Source organism: Micromonospora fulviviridis (assembly GCF_014648395.1).
GTDB lineage: Bacteria > Actinomycetota > Actinomycetes > Mycobacteriales > Micromonosporaceae > Micromonospora > Micromonospora fulviviridis.
The window spans coordinates 119965-137594 of the sequence record NZ_BMRA01000011.1; the positions used below are offsets into that span (position 1 = coordinate 119965).

17 protein-coding genes are annotated in these 17630 nt (G+C 75.5%); 9 read left to right on the forward strand and 8 right to left on the reverse strand.

Annotated features, from left to right (window positions below; translation table 11 throughout):
* Entirely contained in the window at window positions 1–1011 is a 1011-nt protein-coding gene (locus IEY96_RS26015) for a DUF4192 domain-containing protein (protein WP_189197442.1), read from the reverse strand.
* 162 nt (window positions 1012–1173) lie between these two features.
* Between IEY96_RS26015 and IEY96_RS26020 the strand changes: the two genes are divergently transcribed.
* The 5 genes from IEY96_RS26020 to IEY96_RS26040 all read left to right on the forward strand — a co-directional run bounded on the left by IEY96_RS26020 (window position 1174) and on the right by IEY96_RS26040 (window position 8042).
* Window positions 1174–2088, forward strand: coding sequence for a fructosamine kinase family protein (locus IEY96_RS26020; protein WP_189197443.1), 915 nt, complete (start codon window positions 1174–1176; stop codon window positions 2086–2088).
* 11 nt (window positions 2089–2099) lie between these two features.
* Entirely contained in the window at window positions 2100–3101 is a 1002-nt protein-coding gene (gene moaA, locus IEY96_RS26025) for a GTP 3',8-cyclase MoaA (protein WP_229791925.1), read from the forward strand.
* A 3-nt stretch (window positions 3102–3104) separates the two neighbouring features.
* A complete protein-coding gene (locus IEY96_RS26030) occupies window positions 3105–3350 on the forward strand; it encodes a MoaD/ThiS family protein (protein WP_189197445.1) in 246 nt (81 codons plus the stop codon).
* Window positions 3351–3370: 20 nt separating this feature from the next.
* A complete protein-coding gene (locus IEY96_RS26035) occupies window positions 3371–4756 on the forward strand; it encodes a metallophosphoesterase (RefSeq protein ID WP_229791916.1) in 1386 nt (461 codons plus the stop codon).
* 94 nt (window positions 4757–4850) lie between these two features.
* Complete coding sequence (locus tag IEY96_RS26040; protein WP_189197447.1) at window positions 4851–8042, forward strand: UvrD-helicase domain-containing protein; 3192 nt, start codon at window positions 4851–4853, stop codon at window positions 8040–8042.
* Between the two features lie 46 nt (window positions 8043–8088).
* On the opposite strand, the gene IEY96_RS26045 is transcribed toward IEY96_RS26040, so the two are convergent.
* Window positions 8089–8748: a prepilin peptidase gene (locus IEY96_RS26045; RefSeq protein WP_189197448.1), complete on the reverse strand. Its 660-nt coding sequence runs from the start codon at window positions 8746–8748 to the stop codon at window positions 8089–8091.
* An 11-nt stretch (window positions 8749–8759) separates the two neighbouring features.
* Window positions 8760–9767, reverse strand: a complete 1008-nt coding sequence (locus tag IEY96_RS26050; RefSeq protein ID WP_189197449.1) for an EamA family transporter — start codon at window positions 9765–9767, stop codon at window positions 8760–8762.
* Between the two features lie 86 nt (window positions 9768–9853).
* On the opposite strand from IEY96_RS26050, the gene IEY96_RS26055 reads away from it, so the two are divergent.
* Both IEY96_RS26055 and IEY96_RS26060 read left to right on the forward strand, forming a co-directional pair.
* A complete protein-coding gene (locus IEY96_RS26055) occupies window positions 9854–10615 on the forward strand; it encodes an LppU/SCO3897 family protein (protein WP_189197450.1) in 762 nt (253 codons plus the stop codon).
* 133 nt (window positions 10616–10748) lie between these two features.
* The gene (locus tag IEY96_RS26060; RefSeq protein ID WP_189197451.1) at window positions 10749–11984 is read left to right on the forward strand and encodes an ATP-binding protein; all 1236 of its coding nucleotides are present in this window, start codon (window positions 10749–10751) and stop codon (window positions 11982–11984) included.
* A gap of 7 nt (window positions 11985–11991) precedes the next feature.
* Here IEY96_RS26060 and IEY96_RS26065 read toward each other — a convergent pair whose 3' ends face one another.
* Window positions 11992–12537: a GNAT family N-acetyltransferase gene (locus IEY96_RS26065; RefSeq protein ID WP_189197452.1), complete on the reverse strand. Its 546-nt coding sequence runs from the start codon at window positions 12535–12537 to the stop codon at window positions 11992–11994.
* 135 nt (window positions 12538–12672) lie between these two features.
* On the opposite strand from IEY96_RS26065, the gene IEY96_RS26070 reads away from it, so the two are divergent.
* Window positions 12673–13218: a DoxX family protein gene (locus tag IEY96_RS26070; protein WP_189197453.1), complete on the forward strand. Its 546-nt coding sequence runs from the start codon at window positions 12673–12675 to the stop codon at window positions 13216–13218.
* A gap of 203 nt (window positions 13219–13421) precedes the next feature.
* Entirely contained in the window at window positions 13422–14858 is a 1437-nt protein-coding gene (locus IEY96_RS26075; RefSeq protein ID WP_189197454.1) for a glycosyltransferase 87 family protein, read from the forward strand.
* Window positions 14859–14861: 3 nt separating this feature from the next.
* Here the strand turns inward: IEY96_RS26075 and IEY96_RS26080 are convergent, their stop codons facing one another.
* The 4 genes from IEY96_RS26080 to moaC are packed head-to-tail and all read right to left on the reverse strand — an operon-like array spanning window position 14862 to window position 17584.
* Window positions 14862–15323, reverse strand: coding sequence for a molybdenum cofactor biosynthesis protein MoaE (locus IEY96_RS26080; RefSeq protein ID WP_189197455.1), 462 nt, complete (start codon window positions 15321–15323; stop codon window positions 14862–14864).
* A complete protein-coding gene (locus tag IEY96_RS26085; RefSeq protein ID WP_189197456.1) occupies window positions 15317–16576 on the reverse strand; it encodes a molybdopterin molybdotransferase MoeA in 1260 nt (419 codons plus the stop codon). Before IEY96_RS26085 ends, IEY96_RS26080 begins: the two co-directional genes overlap by 7 nt.
* A 49-nt stretch (window positions 16577–16625) precedes the next feature.
* On the reverse strand, window positions 16626–17096 hold the full coding sequence (locus IEY96_RS26090; RefSeq protein ID WP_189197457.1) for a MogA/MoaB family molybdenum cofactor biosynthesis protein: 471 nt from the start codon (window positions 17094–17096) through the stop codon (window positions 16626–16628).
* Window positions 17093–17584: a cyclic pyranopterin monophosphate synthase MoaC gene (gene moaC / locus IEY96_RS26095; protein ID WP_189197574.1), complete on the reverse strand. Its 492-nt coding sequence runs from the start codon at window positions 17582–17584 to the stop codon at window positions 17093–17095. Before moaC ends, IEY96_RS26090 begins: the two co-directional genes overlap by 4 nt.
* Window positions 17585–17630: the final 46 nt, after the last annotated feature.

Below are 17630 nucleotides of genomic sequence, written 5' to 3' on the forward strand. Positions count from 1 at the left end.
TCACCCGCGGGGACGACGCCTGCGGCGGCGCAGCACCGCGCCGGCGGTCGCCGGCCAGCCGTCCAGCTCGGCGGGGGACAGCCCGCGGCGGAGCGCGTCGTCGAGGAGCACGGCGAGCGAGTAGCCGGGGTGCGCGGCGAGCACCCGCTCCAGGGCGACGGCGGCCACCGCGCCGTGCCCGGCCCGCCAGGCGGCGAAGGCCAGGAGGCTGCCCGGGGCGGCGATCAGCTCCGGCTCGGCCCGGCGCAGCACGTCGGTCCAGAGGCTGATGTCGGCGTCCCGGCCGTCGGTGCGGGACCAGGCGTGGTCGCGTACGGGAAGGTGGGTGAGGAGCACGGTCAGCCAGGCCACCTCGTCGTCGCCGAGCCGCTCACCGCGCCGGTGCCGGCGGAACGCGGTGCGCACCGCCGCCACCCCGGCCGAGCGGATGGAGGGGGCGGCGGTCAGCTCGGCCAGCCGGTGGTGGGCCCGGGCGGTGGCCCGACGCATGGCCACCCGGACCGGCCCGCCGAGCGGGGACACCTGCGCGGCCAGCGCGGCCCGGTCGGGCAGCGCGACCTGACCGGCGAAGACGGCAGCCGCGCTGACCTCGCTGGCCGCCGGGTCGTAGGGGGTGCCCTCGGGCGGGCAGCAGGCCGGCTCGGCGCAGAGGTAGGACCACCAGCGCCCGTCGGTGACCCGGAGCGCGTCGAGGACGAGCAGGCCGGTCCGGTCCAGTGCCTCGCCGACCGCGTCGACCGCGGCCGTGACCCGGGCGGCCGGACCGTAGCCGATCACGGTGGCGGCGTCGGTGCCCTGCCGGGCGACCACCTCGGCCAGGTGCCGGGCGGCCGGACGCGGGTCGGCGCCCGGCTCGGGCAGGTCACCCCGGGCGGCGAAGACGACCCGCCGGCCGCGTACCGCCACCACCACGACGCTGTCGGCGGGATGGAAGCCGAGCAGGTACGGCACGGCGGCGACGAGGTCGGCGGGCGAGCGGACGGCGAGGCGGGGACGCTCGGTGGAGTTCATGCCGGGAGCGTGCGGCGGACGGGCACCGGCGCGACAGGCCCTGTGGACGACACGCAGGTTGTCCACAGACACGCTGAGTATCGGCCCAGGTCGGCGCGGAACGGCACGCCCCGGAGCCGGGCACGGCCCGCGCCGGCCCCGTCGAACGGCTACGTTGCGCTCATGGACCTGGCGTACCTGCGGGCACACCCGGAGCACCTGCCGACCTTCCTGACCCACCAGCGGATCCGGGAGACACCGGTCTCCGGCGGTGACATCTGCGCCGCGTCCCGGCTCACCCTGGACGACGGGCACTCGGTCTTCGCCAAGACCTGGCCGGAGCACGCCGAACGGGCCGTGCCCGAGGGCTTCTTCGCCGCCGAGGCGGCCGGGCTGCGCTGGCTGCGGGAGGCCGGCACGGTGGCCGTACCGGAGGTGGTGGTGGCGCTGCCGGAGCTGCTGGCGCTCGACTGGGTCGAGTCCGGCGAGCCGACGCCGGAGGCCGCCGAGCTGTTCGGCCGCGAGCTGGCCGGGCTGCACCGGGCCGGCGCTCCCGCCTTCGGCGCCGAGTGGCCCGGGTTCATCGGCGCGCTGCCGCAGGACAACACCCCCGACCCGGGCCCGTGGCCGGAGTGGTTCGCCCAGCGGCGGCTGCTGCCCTACCTGCGGATGTCGGTCGACAACGGCGCGCTCACCGGCGCCGAGGCCGGCCCGGTCGAGGAGCTGATCGACCGGATCGCCGAGTTCGGCGGCGACGAGCCGCCGGCCCGCATCCACGGCGACCTGTGGCCCGGCAACCTGCTCTGGGGCCTCGACGACCGGGTGTGGCTGGTGGACCCCGCCGCGCACGGCGGTCACCGGGAGACCGACCTGGCCCAGCTCGCCCTCTTCGGCGGCCCGCCGCACCTCGACCGGATCACGGCCGCCTACCGGGAGGCGTGGCCGCTGGCCGACGGCTGGCGGGAGCGGGTGCCGCTGCACCAGCTCCACCTGCTGCTGGTGCACACCGCGCTGTTCGGCGCGGCGTACCGGGCGGCCGTGGACTCCGTCGCCCGCGCCGCGCTGAGCGGCACCGGACGCGCTACGGTCGACGGGTGACCGCCGCGCCGATGACGACCGACGGGGTCCTCGTTGACCGGTACGGCCGGATCGCCCGGGACCTGCGGGTCTCGCTGACCGACAAGTGCAACCTGCGCTGCACCTACTGCATGCCGGCCGAGGGGCTGCCCTGGCTGGCCGGGCCGCAGTTGCTCGACGACGACGAGATCGTCCGGCTGATCCGGGTGGCGGTGCACCGGCTCGGCGTCACCGAGGTCCGCTTCACCGGCGGCGAGCCGCTGATCCGGCCGGGCCTGGCCCGCATCGTGTCGGCGGCGGCCGCGTTGGAGCCCCGCCCGCGCATCTCGCTGACCACCAACGGCATCGGCCTGGACCGCCTCGCGCCCACCCTGCGCGCCGCCGGGCTGGACCGGGTCAACGTCTCGCTGGACACCCTGGACCGGTCCCGGTTCGCCGAGCTGACCCGACGGGACCGGCACGCCGACGTGCTGGCCGGGCTGGCCGGCGCGGCGGCCGCCGGGCTGACCCCGGTGAAGATCAACTCTGTGCTGATGCGCGGGGTGAACGACGACGAGGCGCCCGCGCTGCTCCGGTTCGCCCTGGCCCACGGCTACGAGCTGCGGTTCATCGAGCAGATGCCGCTGGACGCCCAGCACGGCTGGGACCGGTCGACCATGGTCACCGCCGAGGAGATCCTCGCGGCCCTGCGCGCCGAGTTCGCGTTGACCGCCGACCCGGGTGAGCGGGGCGCGGCCCCGGCCGAGACCTGGCTGGTGGACGGCGGGCCGGCCCGGGTCGGGGTGATCGCGAGCGTGACCCGGCCGTTCTGCGGCGACTGCGACCGGACCCGGCTCACCGCCGACGGTCAGGTCCGCAACTGCCTCTTCGCCACCGAGGAGTCCGACCTGCGCGGCGCGCTGCGCGCCGGGGCGGACGACGAGGAACTGGCCCGGCGCTGGCGAGCCGCGACGTGGGGCAAGCGGGCCGGGCACGGCATCGACGACCCCACCTTCCTGCAACCCGCCCGCCCCATGTCGGCGATCGGAGGCTGACCGGTGCAGCTCACCGTCCGCTATTTCGCCGGCGCGCGGGCCGCGGCCGGCCGCGCCGAGGAGGCCGCGCCCGCCGGCCGGTCGCTCGACGAACTGCTCGACGAGCTGACCGAGCGGCACGGCGAGCGGCTGGCCGTGGTGCTGAAGGCGGCGAGTTTCCTGGTCGACGGGTTGGCCTGCCATGATCGTCAGGCACCGCTGCCGGCCGGGGCGACGGTCGACGTGCTACCACCCTTCGCGGGCGGCTGAGGAGGCTCTTCGTGCTGGCGATGGCGACTTTCGTGGGCTTCGCTGTGCTCGTCACCGCCCTGATCCATCTCTACCTGTGGAAACGGCTGGTCCGCGACACCACCCGGCCGGGCCGCTGGCGGAAGGCCGGTGGCGTGGCCGCGCTGCTGCTGGCGCTGCTGGTGCCGGCGACCATGGTGGGCACCCGCAACGGCTCGTACTGGCTGGCCTGGCCGGGCTACCTGTGGCTGGCCCTGATGTTCTACCTGCTGGTGCTGCTGCTGGTCCTGGAAGTGCCCATGGCGGTGGCGAAGCTCGTGCTGCGCCGCCGCGAGCGGGCCGCGACCGGCGTGGCTGCCGAGCCGGCGACGGCGCCGGCGGGCGGCGGCGTCCGGGCGGACGCCTCGGTGGCCGGCCACGTCGCGGAGCCGGCGGCGGCCGGCTCCACCGCCACGTCGTCCGTCGCGCTCGCGGAGCCGCCCGCCGCGCCGGCGGAGGCGGGGCCCGCCGAGCCGCCGGCCGGCAAGGACAGCGGGCCGCCGGCCGCCGGACCGCAGGGCGGCCCCGCCGGGGACCGGCCGGACCACGACCCGTCCCGCCGGTTGCTGCTCGCCCGGGGGGCCGCGATCTTCGCCGGGCTCACCGCCGCGGGTGTCACCGGGTACGGCGTACGCACCGCGATGGGGCCGCCCCGACTGGACCGGGTGCGGATCCCGCTGGCCAAGCTGCCCCGCAGCATGGACGGGCTGCGCATCGCCACCGTCTCGGACATCCACCTCGGGCCGCTGCGCGGACGGGCGCACACCGAACGGATCGTCGCGATGATCAACCGGCTCGACGCCGACCTGGTGGCGGTCGTCGGTGACCTGGTCGACGGCTCGGTGGCCGAGCTGGGCGCGGCCGCGGAACCACTGCGCGACCTGCGCTCCCGCTACGGCAGCTTCTTCGTCACCGGCAACCACGAGTACTACTCCGGCGTGGAGGAGTGGGTGCGGGAGGTGGACCGGCTCGGCCTGCGGGTGCTCCAGAACGAGCGCCAGGAGATCCGGGCCCGGGGCGGTGTGCTGGACCTGGCCGGGGTCAACGACGTCACCGCCGCCGGCACCGGGCTGGCCGCACCCGCCGACTACGCCGCCGCCCTCGGCGACCGCGACCCGAGCCGCCCCGTGGTGCTGCTGGCCCACCAGCCGGTGGCGGCGCAGGAGGCGGCGAAGTTCGGCGTCGACCTCCAGCTCTCCGGGCACACCCACGGCGGCCAGATGGTGCCGTTCAACCTGCTGGTGAAGCTCCAGCAGCCGGTGGTGTCCGGGCTGGGCGAGGTGGACGGCACCAAGGTGTACGTGACCAACGGCGCCGGCTTCTGGGGCCCGCCGGTCCGGGTGGGCGCGCCGCCGCAGGTGACCCTGGTCGAGCTGCGCGCCCCATAGCGCGTCCCGGCCGCCCGGTCCAGCACCGCATTGCTCAGGTCACGCGTACGCGTGGCGGCGGGCGGGCAGGGGACCGGGCGTGACAGGATGCGGCGTGCCTCCGTTCAGCGCCGCACCCCCCGGTGGCCTCCCGCCATTCGTCGCGGATCTGCACATCCACTCGAAGTACTCGCGCGCGTGCAGCCGTGACCTGACCCTGCCGAACCTCGGCTGGTGGGCCCGACGCAAGGGCATCGGCGTGCTCGGCACCGGTGACTTCACCCACCCCGCCTGGTACGACCACCTGCGCGAGACCCTGCACCCGGCCGAGCCCGGCCTCTACCGGCTGAGCCCCGAGGCGGAGCGGGACATCGCCCGGCGGTTGCCGCCCCGGCTGGCGAGCGAGGCGGAGGCGGACCCGGTCCGGTTCATGCTCAGCGTGGAGATCTCCACGATCTACAAGCGGGACGACCGGACCCGGAAGGTGCACCACCTCATCTACCTGCCGGACCTGGACGCGGTGGCCCGGTTCAACGCGGCGCTGGGGCGGATCGGCAACCTGGGCTCCGACGGCCGGCCGATCCTCGGGCTGGACTCCCGCGACCTGCTGGAGATCACCCTGGAGGCCAGCCCGGACGGCTACCTGGTGCCGGCCCACATCTGGACGCCCTGGTTCTCCGCGCTCGGCTCGAAGTCCGGCTTCGACGCGATCGCCGACTGCTATGCCGACCTGGCCGAGCACATCTTCGCCGTGGAGACCGGTCTCTCCTCCGACCCCGAGATGAACTGGCGGGTCGGCAGCCTGGACCGCTACCAGCTGGTGTCGAACTCGGACGCGCACTCGCCGCCGGCGCTGGCCCGGGAGGCCACCGTCCTCGACTCGGCCCGCGACTACTTCGCCATCCGCGAGGCGCTGCGCACCGGCGACGGGCTGGCCGGCACCATCGAGTTCTTCCCGGAGGAGGGCAAGTACCACGCCGACGGGCACCGGCTCTGCGGCGTGAACTGGTCCCCGGAGCGCACCCGGGAGGCCGGCGGGCGCTGCCCGGAGTGCGGGAAGCCGCTGACGGTGGGCGTACTGAGCCGGGTGGCGGAGCTGGCCGACCGGCCCGAGGGGCACCGGCCGGCGCACGCCCGGGAGGTGACCCACCTGGTGCCGCTGGCCGAGATCCTCGGCGAGCTCAACAAGGTCGGCGCGCGCTCCAAGAAGGTCGAGGGGAAGCTCCACGAGCTGATCGCCGCGCTCGGCCCGGAGCTGGACATCCTCACCCGTACCCCGCTGGACGAGATCGGCCGGGTCGGCGGCGAGCTGCTGGCCGAGGGCATCGGCCGGCTGCGCCGCGGCGAGGTGCGCCGGGTTCCCGGCTACGACGGCGAGTACGGCGTGATCACCCTCTTCGACCCGGCCGAGCTGGGCTCGTCGGCCGGGGGCGCCGGCCAGGACACGCTCTTCGACGTACCCGTGCCCGCGCAGCGGAAGCCCGCGGAGCCGGCGCCGAAGCCGAAGGCCCGGCGCCCGGCGGCGGCCAAGGCGGAGCCGAAGCGCAAGCCGGCCCCGCCGCCCCCGCCACCGATCGCGCCGGCGCCCTCCCCGCACGAGCCGTTCGAGCCGATGCTCGCCGGGATGGAGGAGGTCGGCACCGGGCTGCTGGACCGGCTCGACGCGATGCAGCGGGTGGCCGCCTCCGCGCCGGGCGGTCCGCTGCTCATCGTGGCCGGCCCGGGCACCGGCAAGACCCGCACGCTGACGCACCGGATCGCCTACCTCTGCGCGGAGCTGAACGTCTTTCCGGAGCAATGCCTCGCGATCACCTTCACCCGGCGGGCCGCCGAGGAGCTGCGGCACCGGCTGGACGGGCTGCTCGGCCCGGTGGCCGAGGACGTCACCGTCGGCACCTTCCACTCGCTGGGCCTGACCATCCTGCGGGAGAACGCGCAGGCGGCCGGGCTGCCGGCGGACTTCCGGATCGCCGACGACGCCGACCGGGCCGCCGCCCGCGCGGAGGCCGGCGACGACGACGATCGGTACGCCGCCCTGCTGCGCAAGCGGGACCTGGTCGACCTGGACGAGCTGCTCACCCTGCCGGTGGCGCTGCTGAGGGCGGACCGGAAGCTGGTCCGGGACTACCGCGAGCGCTGGAAGTGGATCTTCGTCGACGAGTACCAGGACGTCGACGCCGTCCAGTACGAGCTGCTGCGGCTGCTCAGCCCGGCCGACGGCAACCTCTGCGCCATCGGCGACCCCGACCAGGCGATCTACTCGTTCCGGGGCGCGGACGTCGGCTACTTCCTGCGCTTCTCCCAGGACTTCACCGACGCCCGGCTGGTCCGCCTGAACCGCAACTACCGGTCGTCGGCGCCGATCCTGGCCGCCGCCGTGCAGGCCATCGCGCCATCGTCCCTGGTCCGCGGCCGCCGCCTCGACCCGGCCCGGCTCGACCCGGAGGCCCCGCTGGTCGGTCGCTACGCCGCGACCTCCGTCGCGGACGAGGCCGACTTCCTGGTACGCACCATCGACGACCTGGTCGGCGGCCTCTCCCACCGCTCGCTCGACTCGGGCCGGATCGACGGTCGGGCCACCTCGCTGTCCTTCTCCGACATCGCGGTGCTCTACCGCACCGACTCGCAGGCCGCGCCCATCGTGGACGCGCTGGCCCGCGCGAACATCCCGGTGCAGAAGCGCTCGCACGACCGGCTGCGCGACCGGCCGGGCGTGACCGCCATCGCCCGCGAGCTGCGGCACGCCGGGCTCGACGGTTCCCTGGCCGCCCGGGTACGGCTGGCCGGCCAGATCCTGGCGGAGCGCTTCGCCGTGCCGACCCTCGACGGCTCCGGCGCGGTACGCCCCGAGGACGTCCGGGGCGCGGTCGACCTGCTCACCCCGCTGGCCCGGCGCTGCGGCGACGACCTCGGGCTGTTCCTCGCCCAGCTCGCGACCGGGGCGGAGGTGGACGCCCTCGACCCGCGCGCCGAGGCGGTCACCCTGCTCACCCTGCACGCGGCCAAGGGACTGGAGTTCCCCGTGGTCTTCCTGGTCGGCGCCGAGGACGGGCTGCTGCCGCTGCGCTGGCCGGGTCAGGAGCCGGACGTCAACGCGGTGGCCGAGGAGCGGCGGCTCTTCTTCGTCGGGCTGACCCGGGCCCAGGACCGGCTCTACGTGAGCCACGCGGCCCGGCGCACCCGGCACGGGTCGGAGCGCGAGTGCCGCCCGTCCCCGTTCCTCGACGTGATCGACGCGGGGCTGTTCGAGCGCTTCGGCGACACCGAACCCCGCCGCCCCAAGGACCGCCAGCTCCGGCTGATCTGAGAGAGGGCCCTTCCGGACGCCCTCGCCGACGGCGCGGGCGGGAGGGTCACGCGAGCAGGATCGCCAGCCAGGCGCCGGTGAGCATCGCGGGGCCGAGCGGGAGCGGGGTGTCGCGGCGTACCCGGCCGGCGGCGAGCAGGGCGAGGACGGTCACCCCGTTCAGCAGGTGCGGGAGGAGCAGCCCGAGGCCCAGGGTCGGCCAGCCGAGCCAGCCGAGCGGCAGGCCGAGCGCGGCGGCGAGCTTGACGTCGCCGAAGCCGAGCCGGGCGCCGGGTAGGAGCGCCAGCAGCACGTAGCCGGCGAAGGAAACGGCCGCGCCGGCGAGGGCGGTCAGCAGCCGGCCGGGAACGCCGCTGACCAGGGCGGTCACGGCCAGGCCGAGCCCGCCGGCGAGCGCCGCCGCGCCCACCAGCGGGTCGGGCAGTCGCAGGCAGGCCAGGTCCACCACCGCGAGGGCCAGCCCGATCGCCGCCACCAGCAGGAGGGCGGGGAGTGCCGGATCGGCGCCCCGGTCGGCGGCCAGCCCGCCGAACACCACCGCGCCCACCAGGGCCGTCGTACCCCGCTCGGCCGGGCCGTCCGACGAGAACCCCGCCGGCTTCCCGGGCGGTGCCGCCGTGTCGACGAAGCGGTGGGCGAGCGGGACGGCGGCTCGGCCGGCCAGCGCGCCGAGGAGCGCGACACCAGTCACCAGCCCGGCCGACACGGGCCGGAACGTTACCGGCGGGCCGGCTCCGGGGGCGCCCCGTCGACGGCTCGTGCCGCCGACCGGCGTGGGCGCTCGGTGCTGACCACCACCGCGACGCCGGCCACGATCACCGCGCCGCCGAGCAGCACCTGCGCGGTCACCGGCTCGGCGGCGAGCAGCGCGCCGAGCGCCACGGCGACCGCCGGGTTCACGTACGCGTAGGTGGAAACCAGGGAGATCGGGGCGTGGGCCAGCAGCCAGACGTACGCCGTGAAGGCCACCAGCGAGCCCGCCACCATCAGGTAGGCCAGCGCCGCCCAGGAGCGGCCGGTCACCTCGGCGGGGGAGAAGCCGTTCAGCTCGCCCCGCACCGTGGCGATCACGGCGAGCGCCGCCGCGCCGGCGACCATCTCGTAGACGGTGGCCACGAACGGGTTGTCCGGCATCCGGATCCGGTTGGAGAGGTACGAGCCGACCGACCAGCTGACCGCCCCCGCGACGACGGTCAGCGCGCCGACCAGCGGCACGCTCGTCGACCCGCCGCTCGGCAGGACGAGCAGCACGAGACCGACGAAGCCGAGGGCCACCCCGGCGAAGGTCCACGGCCGGGGCCGGTCACCGCCGCCCGTGCGCAGCAGCACCACGAGGAGCGGCACGGTGGCCACCAGCAGCGCGGCGATGCCGGAGGGCAGCGCGGTCCCCTCGGGGCCGGACTCGGCCAGCACCACGAGGCCGTTGCCGCCGGCCAGCAGCAGCACGCCGACCAGCGCGGCCGAGCCGAGCTGCCGCCGGTCGACGCGGAGCGCACCCGGCCCCCGGCGCAGCCGCAGCACCAGGGCGAGCACCGCCGCGGCGGCGGCGAACCGCAGCGCGGCGGAGGTGAGCGGCGGCAGGGACTCGACCGCGACCCGGATGCCCAGGTAGGTCGAGCCCCAGAGCACGTAGACGAGAACCAGCGCGGTCCAGATCAGGGCCGGGCGGGCCGGGGCGGCGGGGCGGTCGAGGGCGGGCGTCGCACTCGTGGGGCGTGAGCTCATCGGTGGACCACGCTACGGTGACCACGGCGTCGGCGTCCCCCGTTGGTGGCCGGCCTCTCAGCACTGGCGTACGCAGGAGGGCGTTCATGTCGAACTTCGGACCACCGGGCGGCGGCTCCCCCGAGCCGTGGGGTGGACGGCGCCCCGACGACGGGTACGCTCCGCCGGCCGATCCGCGCTACGACCCGGGGTACGGCGGGCAGCCGGGCGGCTGGGGCGAGCCACCGACGCCGCACTACGAGCCGCCCACCCAGCGTTACGACCAGCCGACCCAGGGCTACGAGCCGGCCCCCGCCTGGAACGCCGGCCCGCCGCCGGCCGCCCCGCCCTACCAGGGCTACCCGGCCGATCCGGGCTACGGCGGCCAGCCGCCGTACGCCGAGCCGACGCCGCCGAAGCGCGGCAAGGGCCCGCTGCTCGTGGTGCTGGTCGTGCTGGCGGTGCTGCTGCTCGGCGGCGCCGGGGCGTACTGGGTGCTCGGCCGGGACGACGACGCGCCGACGGGCGGGACGGCGTCCTCGTCGGCGCCGGCCGCCGGCCCGACCGACGCGGCGAGCGAGCCGGCCGACGCGGCGACCACCCCGCCGGCCCCGGCGTCCTCGACCGACCCGCGTTTCGTGAAGGCGGGCCAGTGCGTCGCCAACGAGGGCGGCTCCGGCCAGCCGAAGCTGGTGATCACCGAGTGCGGAGCGAAGACCTACCAGGTGCTGCGCCGCATCGACGGTTCGACCAGCGGCAAGAAGGACGCCGAGTCGAAGTGCGCCAAGGTCGACGGCTACACCGACTGGTACTTCTTCGACAGCCAGCTCGACACCCTCGACTTCGTGCTCTGCCTCAAGCGGCGGTAGGACCGTAGCCCAAACTAGGGCTGTCTAGCATCCACGCTAGACAGCCCTAGTTTTGTCTCGACGGCCCGACACGCGGTAGTTGCATCTACGCATGTCTAGCCCGGCCACTAGACGGCCCGATACTGTGCGATTCGTGGATCCGGTCCGCAACCCGTACGCCCCGGGCGCCGGCCAGCGCCCGCCCGAACTCGCCGGGCGGGGGCGGGAGCTGGACGTCTTCGACGTGGTGCTGGAGCGAATCGCGCGCGGCCGGCCGGAACGCAGCCTGATGCTCACCGGGCTGCGCGGCGTCGGCAAGACCGTCCTGCTCAACACCCTGCGCTCGCAGGCCATCAACCACCTCTGGGGCACCGGCAAGATCGAGGCCCGCCCGGACCAGTCGCTGCGCCGGCCGGTCGGCGCCGCCCTGCACATGGCGGTCCGCGAGCTGGCCCCCCGGCACCGCGCCCCCGACCGGATCGACGCCTTCCTCGGCGTGCTCAAGGCGTTCGCCCAGCGGGCCGTGCCGGCCGGGCGCGGCGGGGCCGCCCCGAAGCTGCGCGACCGCTGGCAGCCCGGCATCGACGTGCCGGCCAGCAGCGGCCGGGCCGACTCCGGGGACATCGAGATCGACCTGGTCGAGCTGCTCACCGACGCCGCCGCGGTCGCCACCGACGTGGGCACCGGCATCGCGATCTTCATCGACGAGATGCAGGACCTCGGTGCGGAGGACGTGTCCGCGCTCTGCGCCGCCTGCCACGAGCTGTCCCAGCTCGGCGCGCCGCTGATCGTGGTGGGCGCCGGGCTGCCGCACCTGCCGGCCGTGCTGAGCGCCGCGAAGTCGTACTCCGAGCGGCTCTTCCGCTACCAGCGGATCGACCGGCTGGACCGGATCGCCGCCGACCAGGCGCTCTGCGCCCCGGCCGAACGGGAGGAGGTCGAGTACGAGCAGAAGGCCCTCGACCTGCTCTACGAGAAGTCCGGCGGCTACCCGTACTTCGTCCAGGCGTACGGGAAGGCCACCTGGGACCACGCGCCCCGCTCGCCGATCACCGCCGCGGACGTCCGGGTCGCCGCGCCCGAGGCGGAGGCCGAGCTGGCGGTGGGCTTCTTCGGCTCCCGGTTCGAGCGGGCCACCCCGGCCGAACGCGAGTACATGCGCGCCATGGCGACGCTCGCGCTGGTGGACGGGGAGGAGAGCGGTCGCGACGACATGGACGCGGCGGTGCCCACCGCGGAGATCGCCCGGGCGCTCGGCCGCAAGCCGGCCAGCCTCTCGCCGGCCCGCGACGCGCTGATCAAGAAGGGGCTCATCTACTCCGGCGAGCGGGGGACGGTCGCCTTCACCGTCCCGCACTTCGGCCGCTACCTGCGCACCCAGCCGGCCTGACCGCCGGTCAGACCTTGGACCAGGGCGGCGGGAAGACCACCTCGCCGGACGGGGGCGGCGGCTCGTCGCTGGTGGACGGCGGCAGCACCAGCGCCTGCCACGGCTCCCCCAGCCCCGACCACGGGCTGGTCAGCCCCAGCCGGTCCGCCCGGCCGAACCCGAACCGGCGGTAGTACGCCGGGTCGCCCAGGACCACCACGAGCCGCTCGCCCAGTTCGGTCGCGGCGTCGAGGGCGGCCTGCACCACGGCCGCGCCGTGCCCGATCCGCTGCCGGTGCGGGGCGACCGCCACCGGGCCGAGCGCCAGTGCCGGCCAGGTGCCGCCGTCGGTGCGCACCTGCACCCGGGTGAGCAGCGCGTAGCCCACCACCTCGCCGCCGTACTCGGCGACCATGGCCAGCTCCGGGATCCAGGCGTCGCTGTGCCGCAGTTCCTCCACCAGCCCCACCTCGGGCGGGGTGGTCACGTCGGGGCGGGCGAACGCGGCGGCCAGCACCCGGGCGACCGGCGCCTCGTCCGCCGGGTCCTCGGGTCGGAGTCGCAGGGTCGTCACCCGCGCGACCTTACCGCGCGGAGGCCGTCCATCCGCGACGGTCGCTGAAATCGGTACCGTGCGGACGTCCACGTCGGCCGATCCCTTTCGGGTGTTGCAGGGGTGCCGAGGGTCGCGACGGGGTATGACTGAGCCATGAAGCCCGTGCGCTCCCTCGCCCGCGTCATGTTGAGCGGCATCTTCGTGGTCAGCGGCGCCCGCAACCTGCGGAACCCGGGACGGCTCGTCCCGGCCGCGCAGCCGATCACCGACAAGGTCGCTCCGCTGATCCAGAACCTGAACCCCCGCATCCCCACCGACACCGCGACGCTGGTCCGGGCCAACTCGGCCACCCAGCTGATCGCCGGGCTGATGCTGGCGACCGGCAAGTTCACCCGGCCGGCCGCGCTCGTCCTCGCCGGCACCCTGGTGCCGACCACCGCCGCGGGCCATCCCTTCTGGAACAACGACGACCCGGCGGCGCGGAACAACAACCAGATCCACTTCCTGAAGAACCTCGGGCTCTTCGGCGGTCTCCTCCTCGCCGCCGCCGACACCGAGGGCAAGCCGGGGCTCCGCTGGCGTACCGGCCACCGGATCAACCACTCGCGCCGCTCGGTGCAACGGGCGGTCCGGACCGCCCGCCGGGAGGCGAAGATCGCCGTACGCTCGGCGGCCACCGCCCGCCGAATCCCAGGCTGACCTGCATCGATACGGCCACCACCCCCGCAAGGCCACCAATCACCTGAACCGTCCGAGACCCGTTAACCCGGCGGAAATGTCAAAAACACGTGTGGGATCGGACACGGTCGCATAACGCGGGAGGCAGTGACGTGAGGCGCCGTTCTAGGCTCCGTGCTGGACCTGGACGGACAGGACGACCTTGGTACGGGGGTGGCCACGCCATGCCGACGACAGTCGGTAGACGGACGGACCGCCTCGCTCCCCTCCATCGCGCGACCCGGGGGATCGAACGCAGGACGGTCGCACGGACCGGCGTCGTGGCCGCCGTCGCCTACGCCGCCTGGCTCGCCATCGGCGCCTTCGGGCGGCCGTACAACTTCTTCGACATGAAGATCTACCACGGCGCGGTGGTGTACTGGGCGAGCGGCAACGAGCTGTACGACTTCATCGCCCCGTCGACCACCCTGGGCTTCACGTACCCGCCCTTCGCCGGCCTGGCCATGCTGCCGATGTCCTGGTTGCCGGTCGACGCCGCGGGCTGGCTCAACGCCCTGGCCAGCATCGCCGCGCTCGCCGTCGTCCTGGCCGCGCTGCTGCGCCCGATCGTCGACCGGCTGGGCTGGTCGCTCTGGTTCACCGTCGGCATCGCCACCCCGCTGGCCGTTGCCATCGAGCCGTCCCGGGAGACCCTCGGCTACGGCCAGGTCAACCTGCTTCTCTTCGCGCTGATCATGGCGGACCTCGTCGGCCTGCGCTGGCGGGCCCGGCGCGGCACCCACTACGAGACCGCCGACTCGGCGCTGGCCCGGTTCGTCTACAGCGGCGCCTGGGCGGGGGTCGGCATCGGGCTGGCCACCGCGGTCAAGCTCACCCCGGCGCTGTTCGTGGGATACCTGGTGATCACCCGGCAGTGGCGGGCCGCGCTGACCGCGGTCGGCACCACCATCGGCGTCACCATCGCGACGTTCGGGTTGGTCGGCGAGGAGTCGCGGACGTACTTCACCAGCGTGCTCTGGCAGACCGAGCGGGTGGGCGCGGCGGACATGACCGCCAACCAGTCGCTCGCCGGCCTGCTGGCCCGGCTCTACGACTCGATCGACACACCGGGCCTGCTGTGGCTGGCCTTCTCGGTGCTGATGCTGGCGCTCGGGCTGTCCCGGGCGGCCAGCGCCCGCGCCGACGGCGACGAGCTGACCGCGTTCACCCTGGTCGGGCTCACCGCCAACGTGATCAGCCCGATCTCCTGGTCGCACCACCTGGTCTGGGTCATCCCGGCGATCATCGTGCTGGCCGACGCCGCGGTACGCCGCCGCGAGGCGATCCGCGGCCTGCTGCCCCGGGTCACCGGCACGCCGCCGGCCACGGGCGTCCCGGCGCTGCGCCCGCCGATCTGGTACCCGACCCTGACCGGGCTCCGGCACGGGGTGGGCGCGCTCGGGCTCTACCTGCTCTTCCTCATCTCGCCGATCTGGCCGTACGAGCACCAGCTCCCCGAGGTGTCCCACTACCAGGACGGCCTGTTCGGCGCGCTGATGGAGAACTCCCTGGCGATCGCCCTGATCGTGCTGGTCGCGGCGCTGCCCTGGCGTCCCGGCGCCGAGCCGGCGTTCTACCACGACCGGCTGGCCCGGACGGCCCAGCTCGCCGCCCGGCGCTGACCGTCAGGGGCAGTTCACCCACTCCTCGGTGCCGTCGGCGAACACCTGCCGCTTCCAGATCGGCAGCCGCGCCTTCACCTCGTCGACCAGCCGCGCGCAGGCCGCGAAGGCCGCCGCCCGGTGCGCGGTGCTGACCGCCGCCACCAGTGCCACGTCGCCGATCTCCAGCGGACCGATCCGGTGCGACACGGCCACCGCGTACACCTCGGGGTCGGCGGCGATCTCGGCCGCCACCTCGCGCAGCACGGCCTCGGCGGTCGGGTGGCCCTCGTACTCCAGCAGGTCGACCGTGCGCCCGTGATCGTGGTCGCGGACCACGCCCTGGAACGAGACCACCGCGCCGGCCCGGCGGTCGGCGACCGCCGCCTCGTGCGCGGCCAGGTCCAGCGGCCGGTCGGTCACCGCGCCGAGGACCACACCGGCCGTTCCACCCTGGTTCGCCGCCTCCGGGCTCGCGCTCACCATGCCCGCTCCCCGGGGGTCAGCTGCAGCGGCACCACCGGCACCCGGTCGCCGGCCGCGCCGCTCGTGCCCGGCCGGATCACCGCGAAGCCGTCCGCGCCGGCCAGGCCGCGCAGCATCGCCGAGCCGACGTGCCTGACCGGATGCGCGGTGCCCGCGACCCGGTCCCAACGCACCAGGGCGAGGTGGGTGTGGTCGCCCCGCCCCGGGACCGGCTCGGCCAGGGTGACCTGCGGCAGCACCGGCATCGGCCGACCCTGCAGGCCGGCGAGCAGCGGTGCGACCAGCGAGACCAGCGCGACGACGGCGGACTGGGGGTTGCCCGGCAGGCCGGCCACGAAGCGCACCCGGCCGTCGTTGTCGACCAGCCGGGCCAGCAGCATGGGGAAGCCCGGCCGGACCGCCACGGTGTTCACCACGTAGTCGGCGCCAAGCGCCTCCAGCGTCGGGTGCAGGTGGTCGACCGGGCCGTGCATGGTGCCGCCGGTGGTGCAGACCAGGTCGGCGTCGGCCAGCGCGGCGCGCAACGCGGCCACGTGGGCGGGCAGCGTGTCGGCCACCGGACCGACCACGTCGGCGGGGCGCACCTGGCAGCCGTACCGGCGCAGCCAGGCGGGAACCGACGGGCCGAGCGCGTCACGGACCCGGCCGGCCCCCGGCGGGCCCGAGGTCAGCAGCTCGTCACCGAAGACCAGAAGCGCGGCCCGGGGCCGGCGGCGGACCCGCAGGGTGTCGTGCCCGCAGGAGGCGGCCAGGCCGAGCACCGCCGGGTCGACCGGCGTGCCGGCGGGCAACAGCTCCTCCCCGGCGTACGCCTCCTCGCCCGGCTCACGCCACTCCGGCGCCGGGCGGGGCGTGCCGGCCACCCGGCCGTCGGCGGTCCGGGTCGATTCCTCGATCCGCAGGATCGCCGTCGCGCCCTCGGGGACCATCGCGCCGGTGGCGATCTCCACCGTGCTGCCGTCGGCCTCCAGCGGGGGCGGGGTGTGCCCGGCGAGCACCCGGCCGACCACCTGCCACGGGCCGTCCCCGCGCACCGCCCAGCCGTCCACGCTGGAGGTCGGGAAGGCGGGAAGATCGGTCTGCGGGGTCAGCGGCTCGGCCAGGGTGTGCCCGTCGGCGTCGGCGAGCGGCCGGCTGACCGCGGGGAGCGCGGCGGCGAGACCCACCGCGTACACCCGGGAGCGGGCCTCCTCCCACCCGGCCGGCGGCGGCGCGGCGACCTCGGCCGCGGCGGCTGCGGTTTCCGTGCTCATCGACCGAGCCTATCCCCGGCCGGTCGGCCGAGGGCTCCAGGGCGCGTGGTCAGTGGTCGCCGCCGCGGAGCTGGTCGACCGTGTGCCGCAGGATCGGCCCGAGCACCGCCAGCCCGTCCTTCGCCCCGCCGCGCGAGCCCGGCAGGTTCACCACCAGCATCCGGCCGGCCACCCCGGCCAGCCCACGGGACAGCGCGGCCGTCGGCACCGCGTCGCGGCTGTGCGCCCGGATCGCCTCGGCGATGCCGGGGATCTCATAGTCGAGCAGGGGGCGGGTCACCTCGGGGGTGCGGTCGGTCGGGGTGACCCCCGTGCCGCCGCTGGTCAGCACCACGTCGACGCCCTCGTCGCGGGCCGCCCGCAGCGCCTCGCCGACCGGCTCGCCGTCGGGCACCACCACCGGCTCGTCGACCTCGCAGCCCAACTCCCGCAGGCCGGCGACGAGCAGCGGGCCACTGGTGTCCGCGTAGACCCCGGCGGCGGCCCGGTTCGAGGCCACGACCACCCGGGCCCGGATCACGGCCGGTCCTCCGGCCGGACCCACTCGCCGGTCTTGCCGCCCTCCTTGCGCAGCACCCGGACGGCGTCCACCGAGGCCGCCGGGTCGACCGCCTTGACCATGTCGACCAGGGCGAGCCCGGCGACGGCCACCGCGGTGAGCGCCTCCATCTCGACCCCCGTCCGGTCGGCGGTCCTCGCCGTGGCGGTGATCTCGACCGTGTCGTCGGTGAGACGCAGGTCGACGGTGACGCCGTGCAGGGCGATCGGGTGGCAGAGCGGGATCAGGTCGGGAGTGCGCTTGGCCCCCATGATCCCGGCGAGCCGGCCGACCGCCAGAGCGTCTCCCTTGGGCAGGCCGTCGCGGCGCAGCAGCTCGACCACCTCGGCGGTGGTGCGGAGCCGGCCGGCGGCGACCGCGAGCCGGCCGGACACCGGCTTGGCGGAGACGTCGACCATCCGGGCCGCGCCGGCCGGGTCGACGTGGGTGAGCTGCGCGGGTTCGGTCACGGCCGCGAGCCTATCCGCCGGGTACGACCGGGCGCGCGTTCCGGGC